Origin of the sequence: Paraburkholderia sp. BL18I3N2 (genome assembly GCF_003001875.1) — a bacterium.
In the GTDB taxonomy this organism is placed as follows: Bacteria; Pseudomonadota; Gammaproteobacteria; order Burkholderiales; family Burkholderiaceae; genus Paraburkholderia; species Paraburkholderia phytofirmans.
The window spans coordinates 33,801-46,975 of record NZ_PVNC01000020.1; the positions used below are offsets into that span (position 1 = coordinate 33,801).

At 52.5% G+C, this 13,175-nt stretch carries 10 protein-coding genes; 9 read left to right on the forward strand and 1 reads right to left on the reverse strand.

What is annotated here, in order from left to right; genetic code table 11:
• Positions 1 to 4 precede the first annotated feature (4 nt).
• The 9 genes from B0G75_RS33215 to B0G75_RS33255 are packed head-to-tail and all read left to right on the forward strand — an operon-like array spanning position 5 to position 11,838.
• A complete protein-coding gene (locus B0G75_RS33215; RefSeq protein ID WP_106286088.1) occupies positions 5 to 2,245 on the forward strand; it encodes a polysaccharide biosynthesis tyrosine autokinase in 2,241 nt (746 codons plus the stop codon).
• Positions 2,242 to 3,177: a glycosyltransferase family 2 protein gene (locus tag B0G75_RS33220; protein ID WP_106286087.1), complete on the forward strand. Its 936-nt coding sequence runs from the start codon at positions 2,242 to 2,244 to the stop codon at positions 3,175 to 3,177. The genes B0G75_RS33215 and B0G75_RS33220 overlap by 4 nt, the downstream gene beginning before the upstream one ends.
• A 9-nt stretch (positions 3,178 to 3,186) precedes the next feature.
• Positions 3,187 to 4,569, forward strand: coding sequence for an O-antigen polymerase (locus tag B0G75_RS33225; RefSeq protein WP_106286086.1), 1,383 nt, complete (start codon positions 3,187 to 3,189; stop codon positions 4,567 to 4,569).
• On the forward strand, positions 4,566 to 5,858 hold the full coding sequence (locus B0G75_RS33230) for a hypothetical protein (protein ID WP_106314155.1): 1,293 nt from the start codon (positions 4,566 to 4,568) through the stop codon (positions 5,856 to 5,858). Before B0G75_RS33225 ends, B0G75_RS33230 begins: the two co-directional genes overlap by 4 nt.
• Positions 5,859 to 6,812 (forward strand): polysaccharide pyruvyl transferase family protein, encoded by a 954-nt coding sequence (locus B0G75_RS33235; RefSeq protein WP_106286084.1) that lies wholly within the window; start codon positions 5,859 to 5,861, stop codon positions 6,810 to 6,812.
• Between the two features lie 3 nt (positions 6,813 to 6,815).
• The gene (locus tag B0G75_RS33240; RefSeq protein ID WP_106286083.1) at positions 6,816 to 7,910 is read left to right on the forward strand and encodes a glycosyltransferase; all 1,095 of its coding nucleotides are present in this window, start codon (positions 6,816 to 6,818) and stop codon (positions 7,908 to 7,910) included.
• Positions 7,910 to 9,046, forward strand: coding sequence for a glycosyltransferase (locus B0G75_RS33245; protein WP_106286082.1), 1,137 nt, complete (start codon positions 7,910 to 7,912; stop codon positions 9,044 to 9,046). The genes B0G75_RS33240 and B0G75_RS33245 overlap by 1 nt, the downstream gene beginning before the upstream one ends.
• A gap of 24 nt (positions 9,047 to 9,070) precedes the next feature.
• Positions 9,071 to 10,315: a glycosyltransferase gene (locus B0G75_RS33250; RefSeq protein WP_106286106.1), complete on the forward strand. Its 1,245-nt coding sequence runs from the start codon at positions 9,071 to 9,073 to the stop codon at positions 10,313 to 10,315.
• Positions 10,312 to 11,838, forward strand: coding sequence for a right-handed parallel beta-helix repeat-containing protein (locus tag B0G75_RS33255; RefSeq protein ID WP_106286081.1), 1,527 nt, complete (start codon positions 10,312 to 10,314; stop codon positions 11,836 to 11,838). The genes B0G75_RS33250 and B0G75_RS33255 overlap by 4 nt, the downstream gene beginning before the upstream one ends.
• 608 nt (positions 11,839 to 12,446) lie before the next feature.
• Here the strand turns inward: B0G75_RS33255 and B0G75_RS33265 are convergent.
• On the reverse strand, positions 12,447 to 13,088 hold the full coding sequence (locus B0G75_RS33265; RefSeq protein WP_258194818.1) for a dTDP-4-dehydrorhamnose 3,5-epimerase: 642 nt from the start codon (positions 13,086 to 13,088) through the stop codon (positions 12,447 to 12,449).
• Positions 13,089 to 13,175 lie beyond the last annotated feature (87 nt).

Genomic DNA, 13,175 nt, shown 5'->3' on the forward strand with positions numbered 1-13,175 from the left:
ACAAATGGCTGCTAATCTACCTGCGTCGCTTGACGCTACCAGTGCCGATGACGACGTTTCGTTTGCCGATTACCTTTCGTTGATATACGAAGGGCGGTGGCTCATTGCGGGAATCATGGCGTTTGTGGTCTCGCTCAGCGTCATCTACGCCTTCGGCGCTCGCCCCATCTACGAAGCTAATATTCTGATTCAGGTCGAAGAATCCGACCTCTCCGAAAAGAATCTGCTTGGCGATCTCGCGCCACTCCTGGACGCCAAATCTGCAACCACCGCGGAGATCGAACTTCTGCGATCACGACTTGTGGTTGGGTCCGCGGTTTCGAGTTTGAAGCTCTTTATCGACGCCACGCCCAGGCATTTTCCGATCATTGGCGGATGGGTGAGCAATCGCTACGAGAGCAGGATGTCGGGGCCCGAGCCGGCCGAAATCGCGCCGTCATTTCTCGGTCTGAACCGCTTTGCCTGGGGCGGTGAGAGCATTCAGGTCAATCAATTCGACGTTCCAAAAACATACTGGAAGCGAAAATTCACGCTGGTAACTACCGGTCGTGACTCTTACATATTGAAGAGTTCGGGCGACTTCGTGCTCGAAGGAAAGTTGAATCGTGTCGCCAGAGGCCGGGTCGACGACGGTGAAGTCACGCTGCTCGTAGCGAGGCTGGCTGCTCGTCCAGGAACTGAGTTCATTCTCAAGCGCAGTTCCGAACTTCAGGCGGTGGAGGATCTTCAGGACGATCTCAAGATAGAAGAAAAGGGCAAGCAGTCCGGTATCCTCAGCGTCACCCTGAACGGACCGGATCCAAAGAAGACCAAAAGTATTTTGGATGCGGTCGCTAACGAGTACGTGACGCAAAACGTTGCGTTGAAATCGGCGGAAGCACAACAAACCATCGAGTTTCTCGACCGCCAGCTCCCTCAGTTGAAGAGCCAGCTTGACGATGCGGAGGCCAAGTACAACCGTTTTAGAAATGAGAAAGGCACTGTCAATCTGAGTGAAGAAGCGAAGCTCATATTGCAACAATCCGTGGATTCGAACACCGCCCTTCTCGAGTTGCAGCAAAGACGGCTCGAGTTGAGGCAGCGTTTCACGGAGGAGCATCCGAGTGTCGTTGCGCTCGATAAGCAGATTGCGTCCGCAAAGGGTCAAACTGAGTCGCTCGGCGGCAGAATCTCCCGCTTGCCCAACCTGGAGCAGGGCGCTTTGCGTCTTATGCGCGATGTTGCTGTCGATACGGATCTCTACACGGGCCTTCTGAATAGTGCACAGCAGCTCCGTGTCTTGAAGGCGGGCAAAGTCGGCAACGTGCGCGTGGTCGATTTTGCACAGGATTCGGAAGAGCCGATCAAGCCGAAGAAGGCTTTAGTGATCGCAATGGGTGTTGTGTTGGGCGCCATTTTCGGCGTGACGAGCGCGTTTGTGCGGAAAGCGTTCTTTGGTGGCGTTGAGAGTGGTGATGCGATTGAGCGCGCTACTGGTTTGCCCATCTTTGCAACGATTCCACACAGCGAAGAGCAACGCGCGCTGGACGATGCGGTTCGTCAGCGCGTAAAAGGCTTTCATATCCTTGCTCACCAGAATCCCGCGGATACGACAGTCGAAAGTTTGCGCAGCCTGAGAACGGCAATTCAATTCGCCATGCTCGAAGCTGAGAACAATGTCGCCATGGTCACGAGTCCGAGCCCTAGCGTGGGCAAATCGTTCATTGTCGCCAACCTCGCAACGATACTGGCATCCTCCGGTAAGAAGGTGTTGTTAATAGATTGTGACCTGCGTCGTGGACACGTGCACGATTGCTTTGGTTTGGCACGGGAACCAGGAGTGAGTGACTGCATATTGGGCGAGATCAGTCTGGACGAAGTTATTCAGCGGGACGTTCTTCCGGGGCTCGATTTCATTTCGACCGGAACCGTGCCGCCGAATCCGTCCGAGTTGCTGACCAACGCGAGATTCGGGGAAATGCTGGAGAAACTGCGTACTTCATACGACCTAGTGATCGTGGACAGTCCGCCAGTCCTCGCTGTGACGGATGCCGCGATTATCGGAAAGCATGCCGGGACAACACTTTTGGCGTTGCGTTATGCGCAGCATCCGCTGCATGAAATCATTGAGTCCGTTCGGCGACTGCAGCACGGCGGGGTTGCACTGAAGGGCGCATTGCTTAACGATCTGCCTCGCACCGCGCTCGGCTACGGTCGCAGATATGGGCGGTACTACGCGTATGAATACGGTCAACTAACGAAATGAACAAGATCTCGTCAATCAGCACGCGTCGTCACGACGGAAAAAGTCCTCCGTCGAGCACGTTGGCCGACGCTCATCACGTCGCTGTGGTCCTTGTGAATTATAAAAACGCCAAGGATACGTTGCGCTGTATCGAATCGCTTGAACAACTCGATTATGGCTCTTATTCCATAGTCGTTGTAGACAATTGTTCGGGCGACGGCTCCTATGAACGATTCATGGAGCTTGAACCGTCGGTCAAGGCTATACACTCGGATTCCAACGACGGCTTCGCCGCTGCATGCAATCTGGCGATGAATGCGTTGCGGGACTCGGCGGTCAAATACTTCTGGTTGCTGAACAACGACACCATCGTTCGCAAAGACACGCTGTCGGAGCTCGTGTCGGTCGCAGAACAGAGTGATGCCATAGGCGCGGTCGGATCGCGGATTGTCCATCTGCACGATGTCGAAAAGACTATCTGTGCCGGCGGCGGAGTAATCAACCGTATTACCGGTCGATCGATGCACGTTGAAAATTTTACGGCCGACACAAAGCTGGACTACCTGTGTGGGGCAAGTTGTCTGATTCGCCGGGATGCGTACGAGGACATCGGGCCGCTCTCAGAGAAGTACTTTCTCTACTGGGAAGACGCTGATTACTGTTTCCGGTTGACGAAAAAGAGCTGGTCGATTTCCTTTGCCGACAAGTCGATCGTCATGCATGCGGAGTCGAACACAGTCGGCAAAGGAAGCCCTCGATTTGACTACTTCTTTTCTCGCGGCTCGGTCATTTTCCTTAGAAGCCACTTCAAATATCACTGGGTCGTTCCGCTACTCGTCTCCTTGTCGGGCAGGCTCGCTCGCCGTGTCATAAGGGGAAATTACGCAGGAGCCGTAGCGATTGCGACCGGGGTGGCACATGGCCTGTCAGGTCAACTTCGGCGTCCCGGCTGACGAACCGCTATGGCAACCTTTGGAACATATTCGACACCGCGAAGGGCACTCCCCTTAAATTTGCTATTGGGCTTGAGCGCGCTTTTTGCCGCGCTTGGGGCTCAGATTTATCCCGTTTTCGGAATCATTTGTTTGGTGACGATCGCGTGTTCGCTATTGGAGGCGACCAAGAAGAATCTCGCCGGACCGGCGTTTGTGATGCTCATTGTATTTAGTCTTTACGTGCTGCCGCGCGCCGCCCTGGTTTTGCTGGGTGCGATCGACAAATTTTCGGGTTTCGATCTCAGTGACGACAACCAATGGATCATTGGAACAGTTCTATTTGTCTACGCGTTTTTGTCTGGGACCAAGCTTAGTGGGACAGATAGCGTTCCCCTTGGTGCACCGGCAAAGGGTTCGAAGCTGGCGGTCATCCTCAGTCTATTCATGATTGCCTGTTCCATCCTGTTCTTTGTCAGCTATTTAAAGGCTGTCGGTGGGGTGGAGGGACTGATCGCCAATTACAACGCGGAGACTTATTTCGCGGCGACTCAGGACGAGGTGGGTTCCGCGAGCAAGAACGGGTCGATTTACACGCTGATTTCGGGATTCGCTATCGTAAGTGCAGCGCTGTTTGCGCTCGAGAAATCTAGAAAAATGGTGATTTTCTATTCCGTTTTGTGCGGGAGTTCGCTGGTGATGGCGGTCTGCTTCATCAAGCGCGAGTATGCGTTCGACGTATTGATGGCGATTATCGTCACGCTGGTTGCAAGGAAGTCCGTGGTTAGACTGCAAAGGCTCGCACTAATCGGCTTCGCAGCGGCGGGAATGCTCTTCCTGCTGTTTCTCGTCAGATCCGGATTTCAGCCTGGCGACGCTGCCGCCGTTCCTTTGGCTTTACTCGACACGTCCGAATTCTGGGTACTCGATCAGATCATGAATGTGTACCAGAAGGGCATCGCGTTGACTGATTACGATTATGGTTGGCTTCACGTCACGGCGCTTGTCTCGCCGTTCATGCCGTTCGACTCATATGTCCCGCTAGACCACATTCTGGTTGAGCGATCGATGGGAATTTCGGGCTGGGGAATTCCGCCGACGATTTTTGGTTACGCCTTTCTCGTGTTCGGGTGGCTTGGCCTGATTCCATATGGGATTGCGCTCGGATACCTTATCGGCCGGGTTGATCGATGGCTGAAGAGCAGAACGCGAAAAAACTGGAGTTTCCTGAGCGCTTACATGATTTTTATCATGTATTGCTGGTTTTTATTTAGAAACGGTGACCCGGTGTTGGCGGTGTTTTATACCAACCGGTACTTATTCCTGGTGATTTTCGTTGCCTTGATTGAGTGGGTGTTTAACCGCGGTTCCAGACGAATAGCTACCGGGAACTCAATGAGAGTGCGGATATGACGCGACACTTCAACTCACTCTTTCGCCAGGCGCTGGGATCGAACGTGGCGATATTGGGGCTGAATTTCGGGAACGTGGCCCTTACGTCACTGTTCGCCGGTTTAAGCACGCGCGGCGCAGTTACGGCGATCATGGCCTATCCGCCATTATTAGCTTCGATATGCTGCTTCGGTCTTCATTTGGGTTTCGTTTACCTGACGCAACGATTCCCCGAGCGCGCGGAAAGTCTTTTTAGATGTTTGATTGTCTGTGCCATTTTTTCCATTGGTGCGGGTACGCTCCTAAGCCTGAAAGTTGCGCCATATATCGCCAGCAAAATTTCGGCCGATAGAAATTTGGTAACAATTTGGACAATCGTTCTGACCGATTCGACGATCCTCTACGCGCTGTTTTCGGGAGCATGCCAAACCGAAAAGCTGTTCCATGTATTTAGTGTCTCGCGATTGATGTCGCCCGCAGTGACGGCACTGGGAATTCTGGTTTTCGGTCTTTTTTCGGTGGTGGAAACGCAAGCTTATCTCGCTGCCTACGCCGCAGGATCGCTGGTAAGCAGTGCGTATGCGATGCTCATCTGCGTCAAGGAATACAAAAGTAGAGGAGTGGTGGGCCGCAAGGACGTTCGCGAGCTGGGCCGCCTGGCCTCGCTGTACTGGATTGGCGATGTAATGAATATCCTGGTTTGGCAGGTGGATAAGATCGCGCTGATTGCACTGTCCATGCCAATGCGGGAGGTGGGCGTTTATACGATCGTCGCAGCAATTGCGCGAGGCGTCGGCCAGATCCCAATTTCGTTGAGTCAAGTGCTTCTGGCAAAGGCAATCGGAAAATCTAGAAGTGCAGTGGTGGCACAAACCGCGGTTAATTTCCGATATATCACGGTTTTGTCTGTGCTAATGGTGGGCTGCCTGGCTCCGGTAATGCTGTCGTCGTTCTTTATCGCGAACGTGGAGATTTCCCGATTTGTCAAGGTGCTGTGCATTCTGTCTATGGACTCCTGTGTGGCCGGAGGAAGCCTGATTGTTTCTCAGGCATTCAGTGCGGTAGGCGAACCGCATAAGGGGGCGATCCGCCAGTTGGTGGGCGGTTTGTCCGCGATGGTATTCGCGTATTTTCTCGGGTTGCAGCTTGGTGTCGTGGGCGTCGCGACCGGGATTCTGATGTCCTCCGTTCTAAAACTCACTGTAGCGTGGGTGATGTTTAAGAGTGCTTTTGAGACCGGATCTGAAAATTGGATGCCTTCACGAACCGACTGGGGTGGGGCCTTGGAGTTTTTTAAACGGGTAGGCTAAATGAATTCAATTAAATGCAAACTGACGTCGTTGCTGGAAATCATTCCGCAGGGCGAGCACATAATATTTGCCGACTATCCCGTTTACTTCAATATCGGGGATCTTTTGATATTTCAGGGAAGTGAGAATTTCTTTCGAGATAACAATATTGTGATCGACGACCGATTTAGTCTGAAGGAGAAGTCGCAACTTTCAAGAAGCGCGGTTGGCAACAGAACTATCGTATTGCAGGGAGGAGGTAATTTCGGCGACCTTTATCCGTGGCATCAATCGTTCCGTGAACAAATCGTGACGCGATTCTCCAATAATAAAATTGTTCTCTTGCCGCAGACGATTCATTTTTCTGATATTGCCAAGGCCAAGGAGTCGGCGGCAATTTTCCGAAGTCATAAAAATCTGCACATCTGCGTTAGAGATGAAAAAAGCCACAAGTTTGCGTTGGACTTTCTGAGCGACAAGGTCTATCTCTTGCCGGACATGGCGCATTGGCTTTACGGGTCAGCGCCATTCAAACCTGCAATGCCGGGCGCCGCGAAAGGGACGCTCTGGCTCATTCGTGGAGACAAAGAGCAGCCGCAGGCTTCACCTGTCTCGGAATTGCCGGTTCATGCAATGGATTTCCAAGGGGATTGGAACGATTTGCAAAAGTTTTCGGCACCGTTTCTCGAGCAATGGTCGAGCAAATTTCATCGGGTTGCCGGGATGGCTCCGGTCAGGCTAGTTCGTCCGTGGAAAATGTACTTGCCGATGGTGCGTTCAATCATCGAAGCGAATGTGAATTTCTTCTCGAAATATGAGCGCGTTGTGACGTCGAGATTGCATGGGCATATTCTCGGTGCCTTGCTAGACAAGCAAATTGTTTTGATTGATAACTCGTACGGCAAAAACTCTGGTTATTACGAATGCTGGACGAAGGCGCTCCCAAATGTGGTTCTCGCTGAGAACGGAGCGTGAGTCGTGCGAAAAGCATTCGTATTGCTTTGGGCCGAGATTTCCGTTGAGAACTGGAAGAAATCCTTCGAAGAAGGCATTCGACCGGACAGATCTCCCTATGGATATCATTATCTGGAGGAGTCTGGATTCGATGTGTTTTACTCGCAATCAGTTAACGAAAACTACCTTTCCAGGATTATAAGAAAAAGTATCTCCAGAATTTTTCGGGCTGATCTTGTGCATGCTGTGAGAAATATCAGAGGCATGGCAAAGGCCGACTACATCTTTACACACACGGATAGAGAAACGTTCTCTGTTCTACTGTTGAGGACAGTTTTCCCGTGGCTGATAAAAGGAAAGACGGTATGCCAGATTATCTGGTCCCCAGACCTACTGAAACAGCAAAGTAAGTTCGGCGCAAGGATCCTCGGAGCCGTTTTGAGGAAGGCAGATCTGGTGATAACGTTGTCGAGCCAGAACCAGGACTGGCTGAATCAACTCGACAGCCGGATCAACGCAAGGTCGGTGAAATTCGGCATTTGTCATGACAGCTTTTCGGCTGAGGAACTCCCGGCTGTACGGGACGACTCGGCGCTGAGAATTTTAGCAATTGGCAACGACGAACATCGCGACTGGAAGACGTTTTGTGCTGCTCTGTCCGAGGCGCGCGACGTCCGCATCCGGGTGCTTAGCCGCACCTTCAAGAAATCTGTCGCGTCATATCCAGACGATTGGGAAATAGAGTCCGCGAATTCGCTGGCTGAAGTCAAGGATGCGTATGCCTGGGCGGACCTCGTCGTCGTGCCGCTTAAAAGCAACATGCATGCGTCCGGCATTACATGTGTACTGGAGGCGGCGTTCCTGGGCGTGCCTGTTATCGCGGCAAATACCGGAGGACTGACTGACTATTTTGACGAAGGCGAAATCATGTACTACGAGACCGGAAGTGCCGAATCGCTTGGTTCGCAAGTCAGGAAATTTGCCACGGATGTCTCGGCACGAAGGAGTTATCAGCGCGCAGCGTTCTATCGCGCGCGCAACGAAACGCTGACCTCAAAAAACTACATTGACCAGCAAGTGAGTTTGATTCTGGCTCGAGATGCAATCGGGGGGACCTAATGAAAATAGTGCACGTGTGCGAGACCCTGAAGGGCGGCATCGAATCGTATTTGGCGGAAATTATTCCGTACCAGGTCGGTTTGTACGGAGCGGACAATGTCCACATAATCGTCCCGCGCGAAGGAGATGAGAGGCGAAGCGAGTTCCACGAAGCCGTTGCTTGGGAATTCAGGAGACAGGGGCGTTCCTTCTCTACGATGCTGAATCTCTGCCTCGCGATTCTCAAGATCGTCAGGACACAAAGGCCGGACGTCATCCACCTGCACAGCTCTTTTGCCGGCGCCATTGGTCGTGTTGTGTTGATGGCAGTACGGAAGGAGACGAAGGTAATTTATTGTCCGCACGGTTGGTCGTATCTGCGCCAGGGTGCCGAGGGCACGAACTGGCTGTGGAAGAAGATCGAAACTATGCTCGCGTTGGCGTGTAACAAGATCGTTTGCATTTCCGAACACGAGTATAACGCTGCACTCGACGCCGGCTTGCCGAAACTGAAGCTTGAACTGATCGTAAGCGGGATCTCCGATGTCGTGTCGGACGCGCCGCGGAATCAGTGTGTCTCATCCCAAAGCCGCGTAATACGGCTGTTATTCGTCGGTCGGCTGGACTATCAGAAGGGTGTCGATCTGTTGTTCAACGCGCTTCGACTGGCTGCACGAAAAGATATCGAATTGACGGTGGTAGGGGAGGCGGTCGTCAATTCCGGCTGGTGGGCTCAGGTCCGTGGATCGTGTCCTGAGAACGTGCAAATCATCGGCTGGCAGGAACGAGATGCTTTGCAGATTTTTTATGAACTCGCGGACGCTCTTGTGGTGCCTTCGCGTTGGGAGGGCTTTGGCCTCGTTGCCGTTGAAGCACTCAGAGCGGGCACGCCGGTGATATGCAATGTGGCTGGAGCGTTGCCGGATATCGTGGAACACGCAATTAGCGGCTATCACCTCGATTTTGAAAACGGAGAGAAGGCGGTCGCCTTTTTCTCGGACCTGGAGCTTGAAAACCTGACCCTCTTGAGGCGCGCAGCGCGTGACCGCTATACCAGCGTTTTTAAATCGCAGGCAATGAACGAAAAAATGCTGCAGATGTATCAGGCAGTAATTCCGGACTCAGAGGCGGTGGGCACCGCGGGGTTTATGGAGTAGTTGGCCAGATTTATCGAGGATTATATGATTCATGTCGACTACGTGGTTGGTCACGACCCCGCAATTGATCGTGACGGTATCGGAGACTATGCGGAACAGGTGGCAGCAGCTCTAGGCCGACGAGCACCTCTTGGCACCAGGATTGGCTTTGTTCACTCAAGGTTCAAACCAGGGAATATTCTTGAATGGCTTGGATTTCTTCGATTCTTTAGCCGATCGAATATCGTGCATATTCAATATCCGGTTGAAGGGTGGGGAACATCTGTCATGCCAGGTGTTATGCCGGTCATTGGTCGGATGTTTTTTCGATCGAGCCGCCTGGCCGTCACATTGCACGAATGGAGAAGCATGCATGTGTTGCGTCGTGCAAGTGTTTGCTTGACCATTCTTCTGGCAGACGTTCTCATCTTTGCCTCTGAACGGGAGCGGAAAGCGTTTTTGAGTTCACGAATCGCGAAGTATATAAGACGTGTTCAACAGCAGTTTGTCATTCCGATCGCCGTGAATGTCGATATTCCAGAACTTGAAGCAGCCGGTATTCTGGCAGCACGTGAAAATGCGCTGTCGCGCCTGTGCGTCGAAAAAAGCGGGCATAACGATAGCGGGTGCACTCGGCAGTTAGTGCTAGGCTTTTTCGGATTCGTCTATGAATGGAAGCAGCCGGAAAAAATGCTGCATATCGTCAAGGAACTGCTCAGCAAAGGTTGCGCAGTGAAACTGGTTATGTGCGGCGACTTTCCGGACGGGCACGACGAGAAACGGGAAAATTTTCGTGGGAAAATTGCGGAGTATGGGCTGGAAAGCAATGTCGAATTATGTGGTTATATCGAGCGGGCGGATGAACTGGCTTTAACGCTTTCTGCGTGTGACATGGTTCTTCAGCTATTTTCTGACGGTCTTTCAGCGAGACGAGGAAGTTTCTGGTATTCCGCGGAACTGGGAACGCGGGTTCTTTCCACATTTCCGAACGCGGAGGACGAGTTCGAGCAGTGTGGAACGGGGTATGAGCCTTCGAGTGACGAGCGTGTGCTCCTGGTTGCCGCGGACGATGATCCTGCAAATATAGCGGCAAGGATTCTGGACTGGACCGGGCCTTGGAGCCCACCGGTACGAAGGAATATTGCGCCTACTTGGGACGAGATAGCGGCCCAACATGAAAGGGTTTATGACGCAGTAGCGCCGACGATGGACGAGCGAGCTGACGGATCGGGCGACGGCGCCGTTCCGTCGGCGGAGACGTTTGGTTCGCGGTCGGGGGAGAGCCGATGAAATTGGTTGATCGCCCGGAGAAAAGACGCTCCGTTGTGAAAGCTATCCTGAGCGGCATGTCTTTTCTGCTGCCATCCTTGGGACGTACTGCGAAAAACGGTTTAGCTGTTTCGTCTGGCATTTCCGGGCTGAACGGCAACGAAACTATCGTTCGTATCGACGAGACGGGTGCGAGGGGTAACGGAGTTGACGACGATACCGATTATTTCACGCGAGCCTTGCATTCCAATGTCGAGGTCGTTGCGGGAAAGGGAAAGGTCTATCGCGTCCAGCCCCTCGTATTCGTTGATCTAAAGAACGCCGCATTGGATCTGAATGGTTCAACCCTCCTGATAGACCGGCCTACCCCGACAGGTCCTTCGCCGTCGGGGCTCACATTCAAATCTTCGTCCGGGCTAGGCGGATGCCAGAATCTGCAGTTGCGAAATGGAAAAATTGCTTACGTATCGGCGCCCGCTACACGGATCGACAATAATTTTGCAATATATGCGGAGGGAGTTCAAGGGATAGAAATTTCAGAAATGGAGATCGATGGAAGTTGGTCGGCCGGGATCTGGGTGCAAAAATCGACCAATGTTTATATTCACGGCAATTATGTCCATCGTACCAAAGCCGACGGCATAACTTGTCAGGGTTGCGGAGCCAACATAAGAATCATTTCAAATCGCGTGAGTTTCACGGGGGACGATTGTGTTGCCGTAACTTGGTTCACGGGAAATGATGAATCATACGTTGGGAATACTTCAGGCCAGAGATATAGCTTGAACGTCACAATTTCGGATAACACTTGCGAGGATGGTGCCGCTAGAGGAATTTTCTTGGGCGGCGTGTCGGGAGGTGAAGTTTCCTTCAACAAAATTTCGAGAACCGATGCCATTGGCATTCTGCTAGCCAGAGATACTGTGGACCAGTTTTCCGAATTCTTTTATGCTCACGGTGTGAATAATTCGAATCTGAACGTCGATATTCACCATAACTCGCTGAATCAATGCGCTATTGCGTCAAATAGCAGATATGCAGAGGTGGGCGGGATCTGGATATCTGAGCGAAATCGCGGCATCCGCGTAATGAATAATATTTTGAATAAATGCAATAATATTCATTTTTATTGCGCTGGGAATGCTGAAATATACGAGAATAAAAGTTTTTCTCCCCAATGGATCGCGGGCGGAAGGGTGAGAAAAGAGCAGATGCTGGGGCGAGGCAGTCACGTTGTAACCGGTGCCAACTCGGCGAGCAAAGGATGGAATTTCGGTCGAATCTACGAGAATGAGTTGGTTGGCGATTGCTATTACGCGATCTGGGTTGGTCCGGGAAGCCTGTCCAGACAATGGCAGGTCACAAGGAACCGGATTTTTGTTTCGACTGGCACGTCCCGGTCTGTGCGTTTCCTTTCTGGTGAAACGGGACAGGAAAACGTGGCGAGAATCAATGCCTGGATCCGCACCGATAATCCAATGAGGGTTTCTGTGGAAGATAATGTTGTTCAGGATCTACGCGACGCGCCGACTCTAAATAATTAGATTCGCTTCCGGCGTCGGCACGCGCAGGGCGGGCTTGTGGTCTCGCGTTCAGTCTCGGCTGTGAGCGTCTTCTGCCGGGCAGGGAGGGGCAGAGGCATTCTCCTCGCTAGCACGGCGCTCGAGGCGTTGATTGGATTCGTGACGTTTTCTCACACGATGTTCTGCCCGATTCTCAGACGTGCTACTGGTGTGCGCCTCATGCAGCGACCGCATATATCCGTCCATCTCGCCGCTCTGTTGTTGGTGGCGATGCCTACGGTATCCCCACACGGCGCCGACGCTGCCGCAGATCTTGCTGATCAAGACGGCAATGCAAACGGCAATGGCAAGGAACACGAGGGCGAGACTCTCGCCGATGTTTCTTAAGCGTGTCAGTCTTGGCAAATCTCGCACGATGGCTCCAAAGCAGGCAGCGCCATAGTCTACCAGTTTGGAACCGAGCGTTCGACAAGGCCCCAGCAAACTATTGTGCGAAACATTGGGCCTTCAGGCCGAAGGCCGGTCGTTGCGAGCGGCGATTGCGGATACCAAAGGAAGCGGTATTGATCCGCTTGTCCCCATATATGCGGAGATGAAATGGGGGTATGTACGAACCTGTAAACACCCTGTCAGTTGGCATCCGCACCGCTTAGCATGCCTTTGTAGGACTTCATTGCGGGGCTTAGCCTGAAGCGCTTGTAGCTGGGCGACGCCTCAGTGGTGTCAAGTGATGAAGTCGCTTCGGAATAGGAGCTAACGTTATTCGTGTCTGCGGAGCGGCCTTGGGATAGAAGAGACGACTTAAGCGCTTGCTTCTTTGACATTTGAGACCTTAGTTGGCGCCCTTTTTTGTTTTTTTCGCCAAGGGCAAGATTGTCGCCAGTCTCAGATGTGGATTCAAGCATCATGTTGGTGAGGTAATCTGGCTCGTCTATCAAATCTTTCCCTAGGGTCGCTTCTTTGGTCAGGTTTGGTGGCTCGTAAGGCGAACTGCTGGCCTCCTTCCTGTCGTCGAGGTCTCGTCGACGTTGGTGGCCGGCGTAGCGACGTTTGTAGTGCCCCAATTTCGACGTGTCCGAATCATCTGACACTGTCAAGCCAGTCGACGAGTAAGAAGTCAATGTGGCTGGATCAACCGACGTATAGTCCAATGCGCTCGCATCACCGGTGGAGTAAGTCGACAGAGCCGATTGCCGGCTCGATGTGCTCTGAGCGAAGCCGGAGGCGGACACCGCCAAAAGACACAAAAGCCAAGCGTGCAACAGTCTCATTACATCTCCTGACAAGACCAGGAATTTCATTCCAGTTTGCAATTGTGTTGCCGTCCTCGCCATATGATATTGACTCACGCTCTGGGA